Raw genomic sequence first — 20,524 nt, 5'->3', positions numbered from 1 at the left:
CATGGATTACCTAAAGCAGCCTGTGTCCGACAATAGCAGCGAGGCCGCCCTCTTCAAGCCATTCTGGAACGACACATCGATCAAGACCTACCTGTTCGATGCCTGTTCGGTACTGCTTCCTGCCGGTGAGCAATTCGTGATTTCGGTGGTGGAGTCATCCGCTTTGCGATTGCCACAAACGTCGGCGCTTGCCGAACATTCGCGCAACTTCGTGGCAGAGGAACGGGCCCACCAGCGAGCGCACAGGCTGTACAACCAGCAACTGGAAACCCAGGGGTTTGAAGTAAAGAAGTTCGAGCACATGATCGAAAAGGATCTCGAGGCCCTCCAATCGAAATTGTCAGCCAATGCACAACTGGCATTGGCTGCCGCGTTCGAGCACGTGACGGCCGTGATGTCCACCGCCGCCTTGCGTAGAAACGGATTGCTCTCGGTCAAGGAGTCATCACAGACACGCCTATGGCGATGGCATTGCACAGAAGAAGTGGCGCACCAGCACGTCACCACGGACCTGGTGCGATCGCTGGGCATCTCCTATTGGCAGCGGATTTTCTATTTCCTGGCGGCATCGGGGCTCATGGCATTCGATGTCATTCGCCACATGCACAGTTTTGCCCGCCTCGACATTGCCCGCGGTCGCGTCAGTTCGAAAGAAGTGCGGCGTGCTGCGGGCAGCTTGCTGTTTCGCGATGGTGCCAACCTGGCGTTGATGGCAATCAGATGGGCCGCCTACTTTCTTCCGCTGAAAAAAAGTTGATTTCGGACGGCACCGCGCCTGGCTCTTCGGCCCCTTCGCGGGCAAGCCCGCTCCCACAGGGGATCGTCGTTAACGCTCGAACCACTCCCGGCGCTCATTGAAGGTGTTGTGGATCAGTTCGACGATCCCCTGCACCTGGGCCCCATCCTGGGAGTCGGCATTGACCGCCATCCACACCTGGCGCTGCATCGGTTGGTTGAAGAGCCCGGGTAACGCCACCAGCCCCCGGTCGAATTGGCTTATGTAGTGCGGCAGCAAACCGATGCAGGCGCTGCAACGGATCATCTCCAGCATCAGCTCATAGGAATGCAGTTGCACCACCCCCGCCAGACGCTGCTCCACCAGACTGTTCCATGGCCCAAAGGCGCCAACCTGACGGTCGTGCAGCCATTGCACCAGCATGAAATCGGTCAGGTCACCCAAGCTGTCCGGCCGCGCCGCGACCCGCGAATAGCGTTTGGCGATATGCGGCAGATAGTCCAGCCGTGCCAGACGCTGGGGCTCGCTGACGGCAAAACTGGGGCCTGGCAACGGTGAGTCGGTGCCGGCCAGCCATACCACCACATCGGCACTGATGGCTTGCAGAGATAATTCGCTGTCCAGGGAGATGATGTCCAGGCGCACGCTCGCATTGCGTCGCAGCAGCGACACCAGGTCGCGTCCGAGGATGTCATGCAAGATCGACTCGGCGATGGCCAGACGAATCAACGGCTGTTCGATCACTGGCAAGTCGCGTTCATGGGCCAAGGCAATCAATTGCGCCTGAAGCTGCAACCCGTCACGACTGAGGGCCACACCATTGCCCGAATGGTTGAACAGCGAACACTGCAGTTGTGCTTCAAGTTGCGCCAATTGTTTACGCAATTGGGTCGACTTGATGTTGAGGCTGCGGGCCGCTTGCATGAAACAGCCGCAACGGGCGCTGACCCTGAAAGACTGCGCCAGCACCGGATCGATTCCGGCCGCCAGCGTGTGCAAGGATTTGCTTTGTTCTGCAGGCCAGCGGTACTCGGACACACCCTGACGCCTGGTGGATTCCATGAATGACATTGATGACTCCCTGTCGATCTTCCTTGAGCGTTTCATCCTGCTGACCGTTCATGAACCTGATGTGACAACCGGGCAAAAACCGGATCAGCCGCCTGATATCAGCCAGATAAGGTACGGAACCTGTGGGAGCGGGCTTGTGTGGCGAGGGGGCTTGCCCCCGTTTGAGTGCATAGCACTCACAAGATCTTTGGTACATCAGAGATTCTGGGGCTGCTTCGCAGCCCAACGGGGGCAAGCCCCCTCGCCACAAGCCCGCTCCCACAGGGTTTGCGCTTGAATCAACCGCCGGGCGTTTGTCGAAAGCTCACCGCCAGTCGATTCCAGCTATTGATAGTGCTGACGGCCATCGTCAGGTCGACCAGTTCGCCTTCACTGAACTGCTCGCGGGCCAGGGCGTAAACGTCATCCGGCACGTGGCTTTCCGAGAGCAAGGTGACCGCTTCGGTCCAGGCCAGAGCGGCCCGCTCCCGAGGGTTGAAGAAGCGGCTGTCGCGCCAGACCACGATCGCATACAGCCGGCGATCAGTCTCGCCGAAGCGGCGCGCGTCCACCGAGTGCATGTCGGTGCAGAAGGCGCAGCCATTGAGCTGAGAGGCGCGGATTCTGATCAGGTTCAACAACGCCTGTTCGATGCTCAGATTGCGGGTCAAGGCCTCCATGGCGATCATGGCTTTCATCGCGTTGGGCGATGCGCTGTAGTAATCCAGGCGGGAGTTCATGGGGCGACCTCGCGGATCGGATAGGTGACTCCAAGGTAGAGGCTGCCCCATGGGCGTCACAGGTCCAATTCGACGAAAAAACCGTGGACCGCCCGGCAGAAGGCCAATCGGAGGTTTTTCGCCCACGCAACTTCTGTGCAGCCGTTCATGGGGGTAATCTGGCGCGACGCACAGTCGCCTCAATCGCCCAAGGAGCCCCGCCGGTATGGAACTTCATGTTGTCATCAACGGCCGCAAGGACCTGGCGGGCCAGTTGTACCGGCAACTGCGCAGCGCCATTGAATCGGGCCGATTGGCAGCCGGGACGCAGCTGCCGCCCAGCCGTTTGCTGGCCGAACAACTGGGGATCTCGCGCAAGACCATTTCCGACACCTATGCGCAACTGACCTACGAAAACTTCCTCACCGGGGTGATCGGCAAAGGCACTTACGTCAATGCCCGAGCGGCGAAAATCGTCCGCAAGCAGAGCCATTCGGAGCTGGCCAGCTTTGAGGTCATCGAGAGCTGGCGCAACCTGCCGACATTCTTGCGTCACCCGACGCTGGAAGGCTCGCTGCGTTACGAGTTCATCGGTGGCGCCACCGGTAAAGGCCAGTTTCCGCAGGACGATTGGCGCCGCTGCACCTCCCATGCTTTGCGCCAGATCGCCGGTTCCAAGGGCTTCTACAGCCAGCCTGAAGGCTTGCCGGCGCTGCGTAATGCTATTGCACGGCACATCGCGTTTTCACGCGGGGTCAACTGTCAGGACGAAGACGTAGTGGTGTGCAACGGCGCGCAGCAGGCACTGGACCTGATTTCCCGGGTGTTGACCCGACCGTGCAGCCTCGTGGCCATGGAAGACCCCGGTTACCCACCAGCGCGCCTGTTATTCGCAACTCATGGCGCGACAGTGGTCGGCGTACCGGTGGACGCAGAAGGCATTCAGGTCGAGCATATTCCCGAGGTGATGCGCAGCGCGAAAAATTCGGGCTTTAATGCGCGATAAATTAACGTAGAAAGATTTTCACATAGTGCAAAAGAATTACATAAAGAAGGTCCCTTTTGGCCATCGTCGTTTCATCCTGATCTTCGCCTGTTCGATACGTCCGACTCTCACGACGCCAATGCGGGATCTCGTGGATTGTCTTTACACGCTAAATTTCCCTAGTGCGCTTATGAGGGCCAGCCTTCCTCAAGCATGGAGATGGTGAAGTCACCGTCTGCCACTTCCGTCAGCAGCTCATCTTCGCGATCAAAGCACGCCTGCACATGCGCACGCACGGAGCCAGCCAGCGACAAGAGCGTGGGCGCATCCAGCGTTATGAAACCAGAGGGCGTCTTCCATCGACAGCTATAGGCAGCATCACGCAAGGCAGCTAGCGCCGCCCCTGTGATCAGGGCCTGACTGTCTCGCGCAGTATCAATAAACATGCCGTTGATGGTTATTCCTGCTCCCTCAGCCGCATATCGGCGGGAGGCAATTAGGGCGATGTAGTCTGATGCACTCCCCTTAGGCTCGCTGAACACTACTGCGCCGTTGGACGATTCAGCCATCCAGCCAGGCTTTACGTTCTCCGGACAGGCAACCCAATGGAGCGATGAGTGAAACCGACCATCGGGGTCGATGTCGGTGACTTCGGCTACTAAGCCGTTTTCAATCCTGGACCATACCTTTGTCACCATTTGATAGTTACCTCTCCGTCATGTCCGGCACCAGAAAACCCGCCGTTATCCATTCGTCCACCACCGCCGCCACCAGGCCCCTGACCATTCCGCAAATTGGTCAAGGACGCGTTGGCAGCACTTACCACGACGCCTGAGCCGCCTGGTCCGCCGCCGCCCCCGGAAATACCATAGGTGGAAGTCGCCCCTCGACCTCCTGATTGCCCGTCCCCAAGACCATAGTTGAGCGTCCCACCCGCACCATTACCGCTTCGGCCTCCCTGTCCACTGGTATCACCACCGGTGCCCCCAGTAGCTGACATATAGCTGCCAAATGACGATGTACCGCCACTTAGGCCCACACCATTGCTTGAGTCATACGCAACTCCGGCACCACCGGCACCAACAGCAACTGCAACGGTTTGCACGCCGGTAAGATCAAGAAAACCTTCAGCAACACCTCCACCTCCACCGCCGCCGCCAAACGTAGAGCTATTGCGTCCGCTACCGCCGCCACCGACTACTTTCACATACCCTTTACGGCGTCCACTGCGTAGCACGGCCGGAACGGTATAGGTAAAGGCTCCCGCCACTTGGTAGCCGACAAGTCCGGACGCAATACTTCCTGGCAATAGCGCTTGACCAACACACCACCACTTACCCGTACCGTCACTACGCAGATGTAGGTAGTCACCGGCAAACAGAAGTTCGGTCGATACCTGACCGCTCGACGAGGTGGTCATATCGAGCATGATTTTGTCAGTGCCTCCAGCCTTTACCACCAGACGATTACCACTATTATCGGCGCGACGAACAATCACATCGCGGACGCCCAACGTAGAATCAGCTGGCAGTAGTTGAATGGTCAAAGGAGCTGCGTTTGAGTCGATCAGAACTAGTCCCAGCTCGTCAGAAGTCAACGTTCTGGACGTTGAAACAACGACAACAGGGCTATTGCTGCCTGCTGTTACCAGACCTTTTTCATTCACAGTCACCCTGTCAAAGCTCCCAGCGGTAGCGCCACTATTTGCCAAAGCCAGCGTAACCTCTAGATCAGCGCTCCCATCAAAGTTCCCGCTGCCTGTGGCGGCCCCCTTAAACTTCATGGCGCGTGGTGTCGTCAGTTTGAGCGCACTGCCAACGGCGGTGACGCCCTCGACGACCTTACCTAACTGATCCTTGAGCCACTTCGTTCGGTTCGCCAGCTGCTTGGCTTGCAGATTGTCGATACCTTCCGGTCCACCCAACACAGGGTCGGAAGTCTCAAGCTGATAGATGCCTTCCGGCCATTCATTTATTTCTGGTAAATCAGCCATCAGCTGCTCCCATGGTTGTATTGCCCATCGCGACGAGCAAACCCGTTGTGCCTGATTGCCACTGACTGATAGTCGAGCGAGACCAAGCGGCAACGCGTTGGGGCGACGGAAAGTAGTAGACGGCGCAATAGCGCTGCCTGGTCATTGGTAATTACGCGCTTGAGAAAGACTCTATAGAGGGGCCACGCGCCAGGATCACCATGGACATAATTTCCATCCCTGGTGATCGATCCATCGCGCACCTGGTTGTTAAGCCCTTCCTGGATCGTCACCTCGCCAAAGCCCAGCAGGCGGATAACTTCACGGATAGCCCAAGGCGTACCTTTGAATCGATGCAGCTCGGCCGAACTCTTGATTAAGTTGCGCTTGGCATCCTCAGACTCGGCCAACAGCCAGGCTGCCTCGTCGATTAGAGAGAACTGATCGGCCAGGACGGGCAGCAGTCGCGGCTTCACCAGGTCGACCATGTAAACCAACATCGCGTTGATATCCAGGCTGTCAAACGTCTCTTTGAGCAACTCGCAGAGCAACGCGAAACGTTCGTCACCAGCCAGGGCTGGCGGTAGTTGTTGTTCAGCCATATGCCACCCCTGCATCCTCCAGCAGGATCGACGTGTTGTTGGCCCACTCATTACTCTGTAACTCTCGCCAGGCGCTGGGCAACTCCAGTTCAGCGCGATAGACGCCGTTCACCTGCAGTAATGCGGTTATTTGCTCCTGGACTAGATCACGGCCGAGCCCGGCACGACGATCGACCACATACGCCTCGGCGGCGGCCCTGGCCGTTTTCATCGCTTCGGCTCGATCTGCTGTGGCGTAAAAGGTCAAGCGAGCCTTGATCTGGTAAGCCACTTCGGTGGGCGCGAGAGCGTTTACGGTGTCGCATAACGGACGTACTTTTTCGCCAGAGACCTGGCTTTTAATCCGCTGCAGCAGATCGACCGTTGGCAAGCCGGTGGTGGTAAGCGGGAACAAAGCCACATGGCCATCCTGTTGCCCTTCGTCTGGTCCATGCACGGCGACGTCGATGATCGACTGATGCACCGCCAGGGCGTGATATCTATAAGCACCACGACTGCCGGCATTGCTGAAGGCTTCAGGGGCCAGGATGATCCGCTCACGGTAGCGGTCGTTATCTTCGTCCTCGGCCCCATCGGCGGTGACACTGGTGTTTGTTGCCGTCAGACCTTCTGCAGGTGGGTTACCGATGCTGCTGATCTGGCCAACGGCCCAGCCGTTGCCAACCACACCGGACGCAAGACAGGTAGCATTGGTGTTTACCTGAGCTTGGCCTGCCGGAATAATTGCATCCTGGTCAGTCAGAAAGGTGATCTTGGCGTCTTGGGTGCTAACCCGAGTGCCTACACGGATTAGCAAAGGTTGCTGCAGTACGGCTGGCATGCTGAAGCGTATCGGGCAACGTGCAGGGGCAGCCAACAGCCTGGGGGTTGCAACCAGTTCGCCCAGGTAATCCAGAATCGGCGCATCTGCAAAGCGCACCAGAAGCTGCTCGCCGGCATTCTGGATGGACATGTCCGAGAGTGTCTTGGTATAGGCAATCAGGTCGATAAAAAGCCGCTCGATCTGAGCGGGATACAGGGTTTTCCCTGACTTGGCCTCATAGCGGGCAATCAGAGCGGCTTCGGTAGCAGCCGGATCGATCTCGACAAACACTGGTTTAGGCAGCTCGCGCATAGGGCACCTCGGTCAACTGGGCGACACCATCCGCAACACGCCACTGCACCCGCACTCTGATCTGCGCTCCTTCGATCTGCACCTTTACCTGCACGACTGAAATGCGGGTTTCCCAGCGACGTAGTGCGTCGACCGTTTCACGCACCAGGTGCGGCGTCACTCGGTTAACAGGCCAATCGATATAAAAATGTAGGTCACTGCCAAAGTCCGGCCGATGCGCGTCGGCGCCCTTGGGCGTGGTGAGGATGATTCGTATGGACTGGTCGATATCGCGCAGGCCCTCGACAACATCCCCGGATTTACCAAGGGCGGGCTGCCAGTGGGCGGCGGTGATGTTTGTGTAGGAAGTAGGAGTCGTCATGCGTTTATAGTGAACACACTGAAAGACGACTACTTTTAATCGAGTTTAAAGACACCTAGGGCAGAGGTCGCCAATGCATGAGTTATGCCGATCAGTTGCAATGAAGCTTGCTCGCGCGGAGTTACAAGCTCAGTCGTTATCGGATTCCGTGGTGAAATGGGTTAGTGAGAATCCCATAACCGCCGAATGCCGTCTTAGGGATGGACGACTTGGATTTCAGCTGATTTTGAATGAGTTTCCTGAGCCGTCACCCTTGGATACCTGGGGGCTAGTCATCGGAGAGTGTGTCCATAACCTAAGGAGTGCTTTGGATAATCTTGCGTATGCATTAGCGAGACTTGAATGCGATCCGCCAGCGTTTCCTGGGAGAATTGCATTTCCGATTTTCACCGACGAAGCCTCGTATAATTCCAATGGGCGTCGATGTATCAATCAGTTACCTCAGGCATCAGTTGATCTGATAGAGCGTTTGCAGCCGTTCCAACGGGATGGCTCTCCTGAGTTTGGAATTGCAGCTAACGATCCGCTTGTCCTCCTTCAGTGGCTAAGCAATACCGACAAGCATCGAGTGCCTTCTGTCGTATTGATTGCACCTACTGAACTGGCTCATAACATGGCTGTACATTTCTACTCAGATGAAGACGCATCAGCGAACGTACCGCCAGATGCAACCGTTTGGGCTGGCCCGCTTGAAGCCGGGGTTACGCTAATCGAGTTAAGAACAACCTGCCCTGTTGAATCAGTTAGTGGTCAATACGATGCACACGCCATCGTTGCTATCCAATACGAAGACCGATTGGAACCGATTGGGCCAATGTTGATGAATTTGCACAGGTACACTGCGCTTGTTGTTGCACAATTTAACGCTTACTTCTAGCTGAGCTATCAACAAGACTAATGGCTATGGTGGTTCGAATTGCCACCCACATCCATGACAGCTCCTGTGGCACTGACGTCGCCATTCACCTGCAGGTTGCCATTCAAAGTAACCTGTGGGATATCCAGAGTCGCTGATGGCGCCTTCACCACTACCGGCTCACCGGCTTCGACCGTGATATTCCGGCCGCACTTCACCAGCAGCGCCCCTACGCAATCCAACGTCATCACCCCGGCCGCACGGTCGTAGGTGGAGACCGTCCCGTCACTGAATCGCACATAGTCTGTGTCCTCGTCGACCACAGGTGGCGGCTCAGCCGTCGAGTAGATCCCGCCAAGGTAAACACCACCCACACCGTCAGCATCCAGCAGAACCGCGACCTGCTCATTCAGTTCTGGCATCAGCGGCCGGCGCTGGGTCCCTTGGGTGTTACGTTGAGGCACGTTGAGCCAGTAGCTCTCAATACCGTCACGGTCATCGAGGCGCACCCGGATACGGCAGGTCATGCAGTCCACGGCGCTGACTTCGCCGTACTCCAGTTGAACGCCCATCAGGCAACCACCTCTTGCTGAATACCGTAGGTAGATAACGCCAAGTCGGGTTTTGTGCTGTCCTGGCTCATCGAGATCAAGGGCGCAGAAATGCGGCAGAGAGACTGATCCACTGTGTAACCGCCGCTGCGGGTCATTCGGTGCTGCGCGGACATGATCAAATAGTTGCCTCCCAACATGCCCGCTGCAGCCAAAGTCACGATATTACCGCTGACCAGGTTCGGGCGACCCATGGCGGTCCAACTGCCAGTAGTTCGCTCGCGATTGGCCTTGGCTAGTTCAGCCTTGGCTTTTGCTTTGGATTCTTCGGCCGAGGCGCTGCGCTTGCGGCTCTTCTTCGTGTCACCGCTGGTGGTGGCCTTGCTCACGCTACTGGGTACAGCGACCGTCTTGCCGTCGTTGTCGATCTTGTAGGCGATCAACTGCTTCTTCGCCGGCTCTTTGTGTTTGACCTCCACAGCCTGAGGCACACTCTTGATCGTGTCGCGCAACCTCACGCTGGCCAGATCCTGGAGCACCTGAGTTGCTACCGGCGATCCTTTGGCCAGCTCACTGATAGCGTGAAAGACCATGCGGCTACCGGTGACCTTGAAGGCATAGTCGTACTCGCCGGCAAGGTTGCGCAGAAAGGTCAAGTCAGACTCTTGCTGAGTCAGCCGGTCGAGTTTGATCGGTTCGATGCTGCCAATCAGCTCCAGGCCTTGACGGTCAGCCACCTGCTTGGCGATGGCATCCAGCGTGGTGTTTTCGTATGCGCGATGCTCGGTGGTACGCAATGACGCTTTGATGCCGGTGGCCAACGCATGAATGGTGATGGTCGACGGTGGGCAATTCAGCTCTACCTCATCGATCTCAAACCGACCAAGCGTGCGCAACGGTTCACCTTCCCAGCCAATTGCCAGGGACAAGGTGTCACCATGACCTGGATACCAGGCATCACGCCATTGGCCCTCGGTGTCCTCCAGTTCGACCTCCAAGCTGTCGGCCTCGCTAGTGAGAAAGTCTGAATAAGTCAGTGAGAGCAGGTGCAGGCTGACATTCCGGGTGATATTGCTCTGCTGGTAGGTCAGCACAAAACGCGCTTCTGGCACCTGCTTGGGGATCATCGCATCCATGGTGGCAGATCCTCGGTTGTCGCCACGGGATCAAGCAGCGGGATGGCCAGGGTCAACCCAGCCGGTAAGGCGCCGGTGATCGGCACATGCATGTTGGCCTGAACGATCGGCAAATACCGATGAGCGTCACCGTAGTACCGCCATGCCAACTGGTCCCAACGTTCACCTTCAGTCGTGACATGGGTAAGAAACATCAGGCTTTCCTCGTCAGAACTTGTGCTGCCAGTCCCGCCAAGCGGGTGCTGGCACCGTTCATGGTGGTAAGCGCCTGGTCAAGCGACTCGCGGGACGCGGTGAACCGGTCCACGATGTTTCCCAGGTCAACTGGATTGAGGGCGGACCGGGCCCCGGCCACACTGCCCAGAACGTCCTCCCCTAGCCGCGCCAGATCGGCGCCGTCATCTAATAGGCCCGCGGCTGCCGTAAGCCCTTGCAACGGCTCGATAGCTCTGGCGGTGACACCCAGCAACTGGGGAACCTGGCCAAGGATCATCGAGGCGTTGCCGCTCTTGACCGTCTCATACAGGTTCTGACCGGCTTTCAGCATATTGCCGGCTGTTTTGGCGTGACCAATTACCGCCTGGACGGTGCTGGGGGATGGCATCAGCCGCGAGATAAGTCCGGGCGACCCTGCTGCAGCTGCAGGCGTGCCGCTCAAAGCAGTGTCGAGTAGCCCCGGACGAGCGACCTTGCGCGTGAAAGCCCCGGTGTATTCCTTCAGGCTCAGCTGAACCATTGCAGAGCTGATCTGACCCGTTGCAGTGGCGCGGCGGATGGTGTTGCCGATGTTGGTGATGACATAGGCGCCGTGGTACTCGCCAGAGCCCATCACGAACGCCAGAGGCTCGTGCTTGGTCTTGGCCAGACGCAGCGCCCGCAACCTTTCCTCGGGATCGCCCAGGACAGGATGCAGCTCGATGGTCAGGTTGCACTCGTCTAGCCCTTCGCCAACCCATTCAAGCAAGGGCTTGCCCTGGATACGCGCATGCTCGGCCCAATCGGCCGAGCTGCTTTGCTCCATGCCGGTGATACCACCAGCAACGGTGAATTCGATATCGCCCAGGATGGCAAACATCAAGTCAGCCCTCCATCAGACGGGCCATAGCTACGCCGGTTCTTGTCGTGCATGTATCGATCCATCATCCGCACAAACTCGGTGTAACCGGCCTGCAACCCCTGTTGAACCTGCTGTTGAGTTTCGGTGCCGCCAGGTACGGTGATTTGAGGGGAGAAATAAAAGACAGGCTGACCGCCTGCACCTGGAGAACCACCAGCGGACATGCCGCCGCCATTGCCCATCATGCTCGCCCTGGATACATTGGCCGGGTTCGGTGGGGCAAGATCAACACCCGACTGCGCAGCCATACCGAGCGCGGCCTGGCGCACCAGGCCAGATTGCGAACTGATACCAATGGCAGCGCCTTCGCTGATGTTGGCCCCGTACCCCATGAACACGCGGCTCGGCGACTGGATGCCAAGCGTCTCGGTGAACCAACCTTTCACCGATGAGCCGATGCCGATTACGCTGTCTTTCAGCGACGTGGCCATGTTGCTGATGCCGTTGACCAGGCCCGTGACAATCATGCCGCCGAACTCGCTGAATTTGCCGGGTAGCTCAACTCCGAAGTAGCTCATCACCCCAGAGAAGGCTCTGTAGAAAAGACCCAGCGGCGAGAAGTTGGCGATCAGTCCGACGATACCGCTCAGGCCTCCACTGAAGCCGGCCTTGATCTCTCCCCAAAGGCCCACGAAGAACCCTTTGATTGGCTCCCAGTAGCGGTAGATCAGATAAGCCCCGAGAGCGATACCGGTGATCAGCAAGCCGATGGGGTTCATCAGCAAGGCTCTACCAAGCCAGAGGATGGCTTGGCCAGCAAGTTTCAATCCGAACAACAGCGTGCCGCCGAAGATCTTGCCCAAGAACAAACCGCCTCGCGCCACCATCATCAGCGGCGCGCCCAGCGCAAAGGTTAAGCCGCGCAGGAACAAACCACTGTACTTGACCACTGTGAGCAAACCACCACCGATCCGGGACAGGCCAGAGACCAGCGGCGCGAATTTCCCCATTTGCCATAGGCCACGGAGTAACGTCCATTTGGCAGACAGCGTTCTGACGGTGGTGGTCATTGCCACGAAGGGCGACAGCACCAGGTTGGCCCCATAGGCAACACCGATGAACGCCAGTTTACTGAGCAGGAGACCACCGACCAGGCCGACGACACCCTTGATAAGCGCAGGGTTTTCGCCGGCCCAGGTGGCAAATGAACGCATCACGGGCACAACTGCTTTGCTCACATCTGCCAGAGCAGGTAGCAGTGCATTGCCAACAGAAATTCCAATATCAGCAAGGTTGATCTGCAGAGCCTTAAGTTGCTCCTTAGAACTGCCCATGCGTTTGGTCCAATCCTGATCGAGCACACCTTTATCAGCTGCATCCTTACTACCTGATTGAATGCCACTAAGGTCCTTCTGATTAGCAAGAGCGGGCCGAATAAACGAAAGTACCTGTTGGTCGGCAAACAGCTCGCCAAGCTTATAGGCTTCATCCAGTCGTGCCAGCGCCGTCTGACGTTCTTGCTCATCCTGGAGATCTAACGCTTTTCCATACTCAGCAGCAGCTGCCGGTGCTTTTGTGCCGAGATGAGTAGTCAGAATTTTTATCATCGCCTCAGCGGGTGAAAGTCCCTCGCTGACCAAGTTCTTCATGCTGCTTTTAAGGTCAATGCCGGATTTCTCAAATGCTTTAAGAGTTTCGGGCGCAGTAATTTTTGATAGAAAGTTTTTGAAGTTATTAGCAGCTTCATCGTTACTGCCGGCGCCCCGACGAGCGATCTGCAGAGATGCGCCGATCTCCGCTACAGCACGTTCGCCAGTTACGCCCAGGGCAGCAAACTGGGGAGTAAGTTGCGGCAGCCATTTGGCCATGTCTGCAAGCTCAAACTGCCCGCTCTTACCGGCAAAGGCCAGCATGTTCATTGAGCGTTCTAGTCCAGCGGCACCGATACCCAAGTTGTCATTCAGGGCAATAGCCACCGACCCGAGGTCATCCATACTGGCCCGAGTAGCAGTCGCTGCCTTAGCCATTACCGGAGCATAATCTGCCAATGCCTTGGCATCAGCGATTCCCCCAGCAATCAAAACTGCAGTACCGTTGGCGACTTCGGTTTGTGTCTGATTCCACTTCAACGCCGCCCCGCGCATAACGTCACTTAGACGAGCCTCTTCGGCCTCATCAAAGCCACCAGTGATAGCGATATCGCGAGTCTGATCTTGGAAGTTGATGGCGGTACGCATCGACTGAACAACTGGCGCACCAAGTGCAACGCCTGTACCGACCGTCTCCATCGCCTGGCCACGTAACTCACCGCGCTTGTTCTTGAGGGTTTCGCCACGAGCGATGCTGGTATTGAGACGATCCTGTTTGACCTTGAGTTGATCGATCGTCCGTCCGACCTGATCGTACTGCCGGCGCATACGTTCGATGCCAGTAGCACCACGCGCCAGGGATGCGGCAAGTTCGGTGCCGATGAGTTTCTGCTTCGCCGTCAGACCATCAGTCGCGCGACCGAGCTGTTGTACTGTCGATCTGGCCGAACCGAATGCACCGCTCAGGGTGCCGGAGATTGCAGCCCCGATCCTTAATCCAACCCGAACTTCACTGGCCATAAATTTCTCAACGAGGGGCGACTATTGCTGGGGGCCGCCCTCTATTGCAGAAGGCGGCGTGTTGCTAGCGAACATGGTGTTGGCCGTGGCGGCTGATCAGCTATTCATCCTCTCAGCAGCCTCGATCCGCCGATTGATCTCACGCTCACAAACATCGACCCAGCGCCAATACTCAACCATGTCCAATCGTGCAATCTCAGACGGCTGCATCCTCAACACCAGCAACAACGCCTCGTCCCAGGACTGCAGCAAGGTCTCCGCCGCTAGCCATTTCCCGCAACACCTCGGTGGCTAACTTAGAGTCGGCGATATCGAACTCGCCGAGGTCCTCGATGGTGATACCCAGCATTTTGGCGACGAGTACGTCTTCCATTGCGGCTTCGTCTTTGGTGACTGCTTGGGCGGTGCTGATGTCTTTGCGTTTCAGGCGCTTGATGGACAGCTTCGAGATCTTCTCGCCGCCGGCACTCTGGAAGGGAAACTTGAGGGTAAAGCTGATTGGTTCGGCCATCTTTGTTGCTCCAGGTTGTCGGTTTAATCGACTGCTTTGAATGAGCCCTGAGCATCGCACCTGGCCGTGGCGATGACTTTTAATCGAGTTTAAAGACGAAGCCCCGCACGATGGCGGGGCTTCGGGTTGCCGTCCTGGCGGCTCCAGTCCGTGGAGCTAGTCCTTAGGCCTGGCCGATGTTCTTCCGGTATTTGGATAACTGGTCTTCACCGCCGACCCGAAAGATGTTGGACAGGTAATCCAGCAACACCACTTCGTCACCGTTGAGTACCTGGCGCACGTAAGTGGCCGAGAACTGAGTTTCATACTTGGTCGGGTCGCGTGGTTTATGGCTGCCCAGCTGATACTCCTTGCCGGTGATGGTCATCATCGTGACCAGAGGGATCTCATCGACCAGACCACCGTTGTTGAACACCTGGACGTTGGAGCGGCATTGCAGCTGGATGCTCTTGAATGGACTTACCAGCTTCTTCGCCGCATCAGAGTACAGGCTGTTCCAGGTGATCTTTCCCTCCAGCTTATCGATGCCATCCGGCAGCTCGATCAGGCCGACCATGCCCAGCCCCTGGAAGTCGCTCATCACGGCTTTGATCGAGCCCAGATCGATCTCTTCACACTTGCCGAAGAAGCTGGCGCCGTCGATGTAGATGTTGGCGTTGGAAATACGGTGTGCGCTAAAACCGGCCATTTATGCAGCTCCCAGGTTGACCAGGTATTCCCCGGTAATTTCAGTTTCGAATGTGCCACGCTCGAACGGCACAGGAACGCCTAGCTTGTAGCTGAACAGGACATGTCCCAGCTCCAGTTCGGTTTGCGGGTTGCGGGCGGGGTTATACCAGCACTCACCACCGAGCAACGCTTCGTCACCGATCAACTTGCGGATAAACAGGTTGACGCTTTCGGTGATGCTGTCGATCAGTGAGTCGGTAACAGGCTGGTCAACGAATTGCAGCGAGCTGTAGCGGATCGACTCGTCCACTACGTCCTTGGTACGCCGCACGTTTTCGAAATTGCGCATGTGGGTCACGGTAGGCCAGGCGGCGGAACGGTTACCCCACGCACGTAAACCGGTGCCGAAGGAGTTGAAGACGGTGGTAATGCCGTTTTCGTTGAGCAGGTTGACTTCACTGTTCGGGTCATCCACCCGCGCCGTCAATGGCCTCTCTAGGCCAATCACGCCAACCAGTTCCTGGTTGGACATGCTCCACCAGTAACCCTTGTCGTTGTCGATCTTCGCCCGCAGACCTGCTAAGCGGATCGACAATGGCTGCAGGCGCGAGCCATCGGTTGCCGCGTCGTACACCTTCACATGCGGATAGCACAGACGCACACGGTCGCTGCTGGTGTTGAAGTTGATGGCACCGGCCGGACCGCGCCCCGCAATAACTTGCTGGACCGTGGTCCCGATAGGCGCATCGATGTATGTAAACGCGCTGAGCTGCACGGCCGAGATGATCAATTCGACACTCACCGAGTTCAGGCTGCTAAAGCCCGGCGCAATAAAGATTTTCGGGAAGTACCCCAACAAGTTGTAGCTGTCCTGGAAAGCCTTCAAGCCAGTACGCCGGCCAGCAACGGTGACACCACCGATGATATCGGCCGGAGTGACCTTGCTCGGATCCGCGTGGGTGTAATCCGCTTTCACCTGGGCATTGGCGGGAATGCTCCCGGTCGCCAGACGTTTCACCCGACCGATCAGCATGTCAGCCGTGTAGTCGGTGCCCAGCACGTAGGTGGTGGCACCATCCGCCGACTTGACGGTCAGCAGCTGCAGCGCGCCGTGCTCCAGCTGCAGCAGTTCGTTATCACCAAACTGCTTTTCCTGGTCAGCGACGTTGGTGCGATGAACCGCCGGATCGAGCACGTTGACCACCAGCACCGTACCGGTGCCGAAGTCGTAGATGCCTTCCAGGGCTTCAGGAATGCTGAAGCCGGTGAGGTGCGATCCGAACTGAGCGGCGTCTGTTTCATTTAACGACTGAGTCAGCTCATTGACCGGACCGATAGGCGCTGTACCAACCAGAGCGATCACCGCCGACTTGACCACCCGAATGGCCCGAGGGCCATTCTCGACCTCGGTGGTTTCAATACCGTGCAAATAGTTAGCAGCCATTGGGCTTCACTCCTGTCCAGTTTTCTGAGGCGTAGCTGCAGTCTTGCCGGCAGGTTTCGCGTCAGACGGTGCAAGCACCAGGTGCTTGAGTTCCAGCAGCACCAGGGTGTACTCGTGGTCGGCCGGCAGATCGACGGGTTTTCCCGGCAGCAGCTGCACTTCCAGTAGTTCGCGGGCTTCGCCTACCCGCAGGTTGGTGGCGCTTTGCGGGCCGTTATAGATGTAGCGGGTAAGTTTCATTGGTCTTCCTCAAAACGAACTTGTTTAAGCAGAGGCCCGCTTTTGGGCTCCATGACTTGCAGTTGAGTGGCACGAAGGGCGAAGTCCTGACCGTATTGCCAGAGCCCTCCCATCTGGCCGATGAACTGCTCGGCAACTGGACGGCAGGCCTGATCGCAATGCGGTGCAAACCAGCCCGTCAGGCAGGTACGGATCTGGTCGAGGTAGCTGATCACCCCGTCCTTGCCATTGAGCTGGCGAAACACCAGGGTCAGCCTGATGACGATGTTGCGTGCCTGAAACATCGAGTCTCCAGCCTCGGAACCTCCGAAGGTTGATTTGCCGTAGGCCAGCAAGATCGCGCCCCGAGAGTGATTCAGGCGGTAGCCCGATGGATTTTCAGGGAACAGCTCGACCGCCAGCACCTTGCCAAAGGTCTCCTGCAGGCGCGCCCGCATGGCTTCCATCAGTTGCTCGGTTTGGGTTTTGGGTTGGTTCATCTGTAGCGCTCCCAGAGATCGCTACTGAACTGCTGGCTACGTGCGCGAAAACGGATCTCACCAGGCTCTGGCGCGGCCTGACCACCAGGCATGCCCAGGGTGACTACGCCGTCGCGGATGCTTTCCAGGAGCTTGATGGTGTCCTTGCGGCTGTCCTTCACGGGATCGGGTAATGCCCCTTCGGGGCGGCGCTGATACAACCAGTGCCGCGCCAGGTACACCACTGCATCGCGCAATACGGTTGGGACCGGGTTGAGCGGCAGGTCGTAGCGACCACGAAGGTAACCATCGACCAGCTCTTCAGCCTGGCGGACGCTATCCTCTATGACTTCCTCGTTGGGCTCCATGGCGGCGGGGTCGTCGTTGGAGAGCTGAAGCAGGATCTGCTCAGGGATGGCCTTGCCGATATCGGTGCGAGTGCAGTAGCGCATGACTGGCCTCAGATTCCCCGGACGATACGGATGACATCACCTGCAGCTGTCGCTGCATCCATGGTGATGCCGTTCGACTTTCCTGCAGCGAGCGTCACTGCTCGACCGGAGGCGTCAGACTCCACCTCGACACCGGCCGCCACTGCACCACCGGCAGTGATCAGACAGATGCCCAGGACACTGACCGGGGCCACGTTGTCCGCTTCAGTGTCGGCTTGAACCGTGCCCAGGGCCTTCGCACCAGCAGCACACAAAGCGCCATTGAAGCCGGCGAAGAGGTAGCGCGGCAGATCAGCCAACGCGACAACCGAGGTGGTGAGAACAGGTTGTTGAGTCTTCATTTTTCGCTCCGGGACGGTTCGATAATTCGGCGGCGCAACAGCGGGGCCGCTTCCTTATCGGTCAAGAAAATTTCATCGTCCTGGTGATACCAGGTGCCGTCATGCAGCACGGACGACACATCGGTTACCAGGTAGCCAGGCAGTGCGGGAGTATCCTTGGCGCCATCCTGAAGAACGGCCGACAAGTCAGAGAGACCTATTGGTGCTCGGAACTCATCAAGCCGACCACCCAGCTCATCCGAAGCTTTGGTGTCAGTTGGGGTGAGTACTGCAGGAGCTGCAGGTGCGGCCTGATCGCTGGCCTGTTCGCCCGCTGTTACAGGGCCTGCCTGCGGAAGCGCTACAGCAGCAGATGCAGCTGCAGCGGTTTGGCTGACATCACCCTGAGCCGTATCAGTGGCCTTGTCCAAGGTGGTGTCCTTTGTCTGTTTAGCTGCCATGGGAACCTCAGCCGTTGATGTCGGTGATCAGGTAACCGGCATCCGAACCCACGACCACAGGCTTATAGATGTCGGTGTTACGAACGAAGCGAACCTTCCCGCCCGCCGTGTCGTAGGTATCGATCTCGGGCATGCCCTTACGACGCAAGGTGTAGCCGAAGCTCGGCTCGTCGTAGTCGGTCTGGGCGCCGGCCGCAGGTTTGGCCACGTAAGCCAGGGTCAGGTTGTCGCTCCAGATGTCGGAGGTATTGACCGAGCCGGCCAGGGACTCGCCGATCAAGACGTTCTCGATACCGAACAGGGCTTTCAGGTGTTCGACGGTGATCAGCTTGCGTTCGGTGGAACCCAGGGCTTCCTGCAACTTTGGGTGGAACTTCAGAGACTGATACACCGAGGCGCCCATGGTCATGGTGTTGGGGCGAATACCAATTCGGCTGCGGACCACTTCCTTGCCTTGTTCAACCACTGCGATGGGGTCGCCACCGCCACTGCTCCATTGGCTGGAGCCAGCCAGGGTGACCCTGGAGCCAACCGGGAAGGTGCCGGGACTCTGCGCCAGCTTGGCGCAGGCCACTTCGCGGCGCAGATCGATGGCGTTGACGACGCGACGAGAGGCTCGCGACTCGGCGTCGAACATGGATTCGTTCTTCTCGCGGTAGTCCACGGGATAAGCGAGGTCATGCTCGCGCAGCACCACGTCCAGGCCGTCCACGTCATCCGGGGTCATGATGTTGGACTGGGCACGGATAGCCCGCTCGGTATCGTAGACCTCGAAAGCCTCCTTACCGAACAGCGGAACAACCCCGGCTTCCTTGTCCATCAGCGCGATAGGGAACAAGCCTTCGCCGATGTACTGGGCGTTGCGATAGCCTCGCGCCAGGTTGGTGAGTACCGGGTCAACGACCCGCAATGCCTTCAAACGATCAGCCATGATGACTCCTTGTTACTTGATGAGTTGGCGAACTGCCGACTCGTAGGGGATGTTTTTGTCGGCCGCCAACGCTGTCGCACGATTGTGCAGACTGAGGCGGTCGGGGTCGGTGTTCTTCTCGGCAAACTCCAAATCGGTCGGTACGTGCACATCGCCCGAGCGGCCCTTGCTCGCCTGCTCGGCAAAGTCGATCTGTTGCGGCAGGTCGTCGAAGATCGCCTTGATGCCTTCGATAACCGGCTTGCGCTGATCGCCCTCGCCGAACTCCAGCGGCGCGTTACCTGCTTCGGCGAAGTCGAGGGCGGCGATCAGGGCGGCGGTGTGTTTGGGCAGCAACTTGCCCGCACCGACCAAACCTTCAGCGAATGCCAGGTTCTGGCCATGACGTTGGTTGGCCTGATCCTTTCGCTGTTGGGCCAGGTGTGTATCCAGTGCGGTCTGAAGACGCTTGTTTTCCGCCTCCAGGGCGGCCTTTTCCGTTGCACTCACGGTGTGTTCCTCGGTGATGGGTTTGCTGGGATGGGTGGGTTCGGTAAATGAGGGGCTGTCGACTTCGCGGCGGGACTCCGCCAGCAAGTTGTCTACGTCCCAGCCAGGTACAACGCGGTCAGCGTCTTCCTGGCTGAACTTGTCGATGAGCCATTCGCGCAGGCGACGGAAGACTCCGGCCGAAATGCTGTCGCCGAAGTCACCGAATTCGATTTCAATCACACCATCGCCATCATCAAACTCGATGTCGGACAGGCCTTTGATGGCGGGTGGCTGAGCGCCGAGGAAACCGATATGACGCAGGTAGTAGATGCCCGGTTTGGGATTGCGAGGGTCATTGGGTGCGTACCAGGAAGCCGAACGCGGATACCAGGTGCCGGCCGCAACACCTTCGGCGAAGTCGTTGTGAACCTGCTCAGGTACTGCCGTCGCTTCGCCTTTGGGGTTGATGCTGATGGACCGAACCCAGCCATAGGCCGGGCCGTTGTCCTTGGGGTGGCCGATGACCAGGGGCGCCCGGTGTAGTGCTGGGTCGTAACCGCTGATGGATGCCGCGAGATCTTTCTCGCTGAACTCGACTGACCGACCTTGGCTATCGACATGCTTACCGGCACGAAAGAAAGGGATAGTTCTCATGGGCTGTGCGCTTCAGTTGAAGGTGATGTGCACAGCCTGAGCCAATGAGCGGCCCAAGCCTTTTAATCGAGTTTAAAGAGTGTCGCGGAGGTGTTGATGCGGCCAGGGTGCGATTGGCACCCGCGCAGTGGGATAGGAGTAAGGCGACAGGGCTTTATAAAGCGT

At 57.9% G+C, this 20,524-nt stretch carries 24 protein-coding genes and 1 pseudogene; 3 read left to right on the top strand and 22 right to left on the bottom strand.

Annotation, left to right across the window (positions count from 1 at the left end):
• Window position 1 precedes the first annotated feature (1 nt).
• Entirely contained in the window at window positions 2-757 is a 756-nt protein-coding gene (locus ACA044_RS13535; protein ID WP_497446793.1) for a metal-dependent hydrolase, read from the top strand.
• A 69-nt stretch (window positions 758-826) separates the two neighbouring features.
• Here ACA044_RS13535 and ACA044_RS13530 read toward each other — a convergent pair whose 3' ends face one another.
• The gene (locus tag ACA044_RS13530; RefSeq protein WP_497446792.1) at window positions 827-1,807 is read right to left on the bottom strand and encodes a LysR family transcriptional regulator; all 981 of its coding nucleotides are present in this window, start codon (window positions 1,805-1,807) and stop codon (window positions 827-829) included.
• Window positions 1,808-2,085: 278 nt separating this feature from the next.
• The gene (locus ACA044_RS13525) at window positions 2,086-2,526 is read right to left on the bottom strand and encodes a carboxymuconolactone decarboxylase family protein (protein WP_497446791.1); all 441 of its coding nucleotides are present in this window, start codon (window positions 2,524-2,526) and stop codon (window positions 2,086-2,088) included.
• Window positions 2,527-2,731: 205 nt separating this feature from the next.
• Between ACA044_RS13525 and ACA044_RS13520 the strand changes: the two are divergent.
• Window positions 2,732-3,478, top strand: a pseudogene (locus tag ACA044_RS13520) (aminotransferase-like domain-containing protein); the annotation flags it as partial.
• Between the two features lie 200 nt (window positions 3,479-3,678).
• On the opposite strand, the gene ACA044_RS13515 reads toward ACA044_RS13520, so the two are convergent.
• The 5 genes from ACA044_RS13515 to ACA044_RS13495 are packed head-to-tail and all read right to left on the bottom strand — an operon-like array spanning window position 3,679 to window position 7,539.
• Window positions 3,679-4,188, bottom strand: a complete 510-nt coding sequence (locus ACA044_RS13515; RefSeq protein ID WP_497446790.1) for a DUF4376 domain-containing protein — start codon at window positions 4,186-4,188, stop codon at window positions 3,679-3,681.
• Window positions 4,182-5,483: a glycine-rich domain-containing protein gene (locus ACA044_RS13510; protein WP_497446789.1), complete on the bottom strand. Its 1,302-nt coding sequence runs from the start codon at window positions 5,481-5,483 to the stop codon at window positions 4,182-4,184. Before ACA044_RS13510 ends, ACA044_RS13515 begins: the two co-directional genes overlap by 7 nt.
• Window positions 5,483-6,064 carry a phage tail protein gene (locus ACA044_RS13505; protein WP_497446788.1) on the bottom strand — a complete coding sequence of 194 codons (582 nt, stop codon included), beginning with the start codon at window positions 6,062-6,064 and terminating at the stop codon, window positions 5,483-5,485. Before ACA044_RS13505 ends, ACA044_RS13510 begins: the two co-directional genes overlap by 1 nt.
• Window positions 6,057-7,178, bottom strand: a complete 1,122-nt coding sequence (locus ACA044_RS13500; protein ID WP_497446787.1) for a baseplate assembly protein — start codon at window positions 7,176-7,178, stop codon at window positions 6,057-6,059. Before ACA044_RS13500 ends, ACA044_RS13505 begins: the two co-directional genes overlap by 8 nt.
• On the bottom strand, window positions 7,162-7,539 hold the full coding sequence (locus tag ACA044_RS13495; protein ID WP_497446786.1) for a GPW/gp25 family protein: 378 nt from the start codon (window positions 7,537-7,539) through the stop codon (window positions 7,162-7,164). The genes ACA044_RS13500 and ACA044_RS13495 overlap by 17 nt, the downstream gene beginning before the upstream one ends.
• Window positions 7,540-7,846: 307 nt before the next feature.
• Here ACA044_RS13495 and ACA044_RS13490 point away from each other — a divergent pair, with 307 nt between their 5' ends.
• Window positions 7,847-8,416 (top strand): hypothetical protein, encoded by a 570-nt coding sequence (locus ACA044_RS13490; protein ID WP_497446785.1) that lies wholly within the window; start codon window positions 7,847-7,849, stop codon window positions 8,414-8,416.
• A gap of 17 nt (window positions 8,417-8,433) precedes the next feature.
• On the opposite strand, the gene ACA044_RS13485 is transcribed toward ACA044_RS13490, so the two are convergent.
• The 15 genes from ACA044_RS13485 to ACA044_RS13415 form a co-directional block, all read right to left on the bottom strand.
• Complete coding sequence (locus ACA044_RS13485; protein ID WP_497446784.1) at window positions 8,434-8,967, bottom strand: phage baseplate assembly protein V; 534 nt, start codon at window positions 8,965-8,967, stop codon at window positions 8,434-8,436.
• Window positions 8,967-10,082: a phage late control D family protein gene (locus tag ACA044_RS13480; protein ID WP_497446783.1), complete on the bottom strand. Its 1,116-nt coding sequence runs from the start codon at window positions 10,080-10,082 to the stop codon at window positions 8,967-8,969. The genes ACA044_RS13485 and ACA044_RS13480 overlap by 1 nt, the downstream gene beginning before the upstream one ends.
• Complete coding sequence (locus tag ACA044_RS13475) at window positions 10,070-10,276, bottom strand: tail protein X (protein ID WP_489837093.1); 207 nt, start codon at window positions 10,274-10,276, stop codon at window positions 10,070-10,072. The genes ACA044_RS13480 and ACA044_RS13475 overlap by 13 nt, the downstream gene beginning before the upstream one ends.
• Complete coding sequence (locus tag ACA044_RS13470) at window positions 10,276-11,157, bottom strand: phage tail protein (RefSeq protein ID WP_497446782.1); 882 nt, start codon at window positions 11,155-11,157, stop codon at window positions 10,276-10,278. The genes ACA044_RS13475 and ACA044_RS13470 overlap by 1 nt, the downstream gene beginning before the upstream one ends.
• Entirely contained in the window at window positions 11,157-13,748 is a 2,592-nt protein-coding gene (locus tag ACA044_RS13465; protein WP_497446781.1) for a phage tail tape measure protein, read from the bottom strand. The genes ACA044_RS13470 and ACA044_RS13465 overlap by 1 nt, the downstream gene beginning before the upstream one ends.
• Before the next feature lie 196 nt (window positions 13,749-13,944).
• Window positions 13,945-14,259: a phage tail assembly protein gene (locus ACA044_RS13460; protein ID WP_497446780.1), complete on the bottom strand. Its 315-nt coding sequence runs from the start codon at window positions 14,257-14,259 to the stop codon at window positions 13,945-13,947.
• Window positions 14,260-14,422: 163 nt separating this feature from the next.
• Window positions 14,423-14,947, bottom strand: coding sequence for a phage major tail tube protein (locus ACA044_RS13455; RefSeq protein WP_497446779.1), 525 nt, complete (start codon window positions 14,945-14,947; stop codon window positions 14,423-14,425).
• On the bottom strand, window positions 14,948-16,372 hold the full coding sequence (locus tag ACA044_RS13450; RefSeq protein WP_497446778.1) for a phage tail sheath subtilisin-like domain-containing protein: 1,425 nt from the start codon (window positions 16,370-16,372) through the stop codon (window positions 14,948-14,950).
• A gap of 6 nt (window positions 16,373-16,378) precedes the next feature.
• Window positions 16,379-16,612, bottom strand: coding sequence for a hypothetical protein (locus ACA044_RS13445; RefSeq protein ID WP_497446777.1), 234 nt, complete (start codon window positions 16,610-16,612; stop codon window positions 16,379-16,381).
• Window positions 16,609-17,091 (bottom strand): Gp37 family protein, encoded by a 483-nt coding sequence (locus ACA044_RS13440; protein ID WP_497446776.1) that lies wholly within the window; start codon window positions 17,089-17,091, stop codon window positions 16,609-16,611. Before ACA044_RS13440 ends, ACA044_RS13445 begins: the two co-directional genes overlap by 4 nt.
• Window positions 17,088-17,522, bottom strand: a complete 435-nt coding sequence (locus tag ACA044_RS13435) for a gp436 family protein (protein WP_497446775.1) — start codon at window positions 17,520-17,522, stop codon at window positions 17,088-17,090. The genes ACA044_RS13440 and ACA044_RS13435 overlap by 4 nt, the downstream gene beginning before the upstream one ends.
• Before the next feature lie 8 nt (window positions 17,523-17,530).
• A complete protein-coding gene (locus tag ACA044_RS13430) occupies window positions 17,531-17,863 on the bottom strand; it encodes a capsid cement protein (protein WP_448092488.1) in 333 nt (110 codons plus the stop codon).
• Window positions 17,860-18,303, bottom strand: a complete 444-nt coding sequence (locus tag ACA044_RS13425) for a hypothetical protein (protein ID WP_497446774.1) — start codon at window positions 18,301-18,303, stop codon at window positions 17,860-17,862. The genes ACA044_RS13430 and ACA044_RS13425 overlap by 4 nt, the downstream gene beginning before the upstream one ends.
• Window positions 18,304-18,310: 7 nt before the next feature.
• Entirely contained in the window at window positions 18,311-19,234 is a 924-nt protein-coding gene (locus ACA044_RS13420; RefSeq protein ID WP_497446773.1) for a major capsid protein, read from the bottom strand.
• Between the two features lie 12 nt (window positions 19,235-19,246).
• Window positions 19,247-20,359 (bottom strand): peptidase, encoded by a 1,113-nt coding sequence (locus tag ACA044_RS13415; RefSeq protein WP_497446772.1) that lies wholly within the window; start codon window positions 20,357-20,359, stop codon window positions 19,247-19,249.
• Window positions 20,360-20,524 lie beyond the last annotated feature (165 nt).

Source organism: Pseudomonas sp. LBUM1673, assembly GCF_059695645.1.
Note: the sequence above shows the minus strand (reverse complement) of the source record. Positions and strands in the feature narration are given on the sequence as shown.

Bases quoted from the DNA above. Each gene is read 5' to 3' on its own strand.
- ACA044_RS13415 (WP_497446772.1), bottom strand. From the start codon at position 20,359: ATGAGAACTATCCCTTTCTTTCGTGCCGGTAAGCATGTCGATAGCCAA.
- ACA044_RS13420 (WP_497446773.1), bottom strand. From the start codon at position 19,234: ATGGCTGATCGTTTGAAGGCATTGCGGGTCGTTGACCCGGTACTCACC.
- ACA044_RS13425 (WP_497446774.1), bottom strand. From the start codon at position 18,303: ATGGCAGCTAAACAGACAAAGGACACCACCTTGGACAAGGCCACTGAT.
- ACA044_RS13435 (WP_497446775.1), bottom strand. From the start codon at position 17,522: ATGCGCTACTGCACTCGCACCGATATCGGCAAGGCCATCCCTGAGCAG.
- ACA044_RS13475 (WP_489837093.1), bottom strand. From the start codon at position 10,276: ATGTTTCTTACCCATGTCACGACTGAAGGTGAACGTTGGGACCAGTTG.
- ACA044_RS13535 (WP_497446793.1), top strand. From the start codon at position 2: ATGGATTACCTAAAGCAGCCTGTGTCCGACAATAGCAGCGAGGCCGCC.
- ACA044_RS13440 (WP_497446776.1), bottom strand. From the start codon at position 17,091: ATGAACCAACCCAAAACCCAAACCGAGCAACTGATGGAAGCCATGCGG.
- ACA044_RS13450 (WP_497446778.1), bottom strand. From the start codon at position 16,372: ATGGCTGCTAACTATTTGCACGGTATTGAAACCACCGAGGTCGAGAAT.
- ACA044_RS13480 (WP_497446783.1), bottom strand. From the start codon at position 10,082: ATGGATGCGATGATCCCCAAGCAGGTGCCAGAAGCGCGTTTTGTGCTG.
- ACA044_RS13500 (WP_497446787.1), bottom strand. From the start codon at position 7,178: ATGCGCGAGCTGCCTAAACCAGTGTTTGTCGAGATCGATCCGGCTGCT.
- ACA044_RS13470 (WP_497446782.1), bottom strand. From the start codon at position 11,157: ATGTTTGCCATCCTGGGCGATATCGAATTCACCGTTGCTGGTGGTATC.
- ACA044_RS13455 (WP_497446779.1), bottom strand. From the start codon at position 14,947: ATGGCCGGTTTTAGCGCACACCGTATTTCCAACGCCAACATCTACATC.
- ACA044_RS13445 (WP_497446777.1), bottom strand. From the start codon at position 16,612: ATGAAACTTACCCGCTACATCTATAACGGCCCGCAAAGCGCCACCAAC.
- ACA044_RS13465 (WP_497446781.1), bottom strand. From the start codon at position 13,748: ATGGCCAGTGAAGTTCGGGTTGGATTAAGGATCGGGGCTGCAATCTCC.
- ACA044_RS13485 (WP_497446784.1), bottom strand. From the start codon at position 8,967: ATGGGCGTTCAACTGGAGTACGGCGAAGTCAGCGCCGTGGACTGCATG.
- ACA044_RS13460 (WP_497446780.1), bottom strand. From the start codon at position 14,259: ATGGCCGAACCAATCAGCTTTACCCTCAAGTTTCCCTTCCAGAGTGCC.
- ACA044_RS13495 (WP_497446786.1), bottom strand. From the start codon at position 7,539: ATGACGACTCCTACTTCCTACACAAACATCACCGCCGCCCACTGGCAG.
- ACA044_RS13510 (WP_497446789.1), bottom strand. From the start codon at position 5,483: ATGGCTGATTTACCAGAAATAAATGAATGGCCGGAAGGCATCTATCAG.
- ACA044_RS13530 (WP_497446792.1), bottom strand. From the start codon at position 1,807: ATGTCATTCATGGAATCCACCAGGCGTCAGGGTGTGTCCGAGTACCGC.
- ACA044_RS13525 (WP_497446791.1), bottom strand. From the start codon at position 2,526: ATGAACTCCCGCCTGGATTACTACAGCGCATCGCCCAACGCGATGAAA.
- ACA044_RS13430 (WP_448092488.1), bottom strand. From the start codon at position 17,863: ATGAAGACTCAACAACCTGTTCTCACCACCTCGGTTGTCGCGTTGGCT.
- ACA044_RS13515 (WP_497446790.1), bottom strand. From the start codon at position 4,188: ATGGTGACAAAGGTATGGTCCAGGATTGAAAACGGCTTAGTAGCCGAA.
- ACA044_RS13505 (WP_497446788.1), bottom strand. From the start codon at position 6,064: ATGGCTGAACAACAACTACCGCCAGCCCTGGCTGGTGACGAACGTTTC.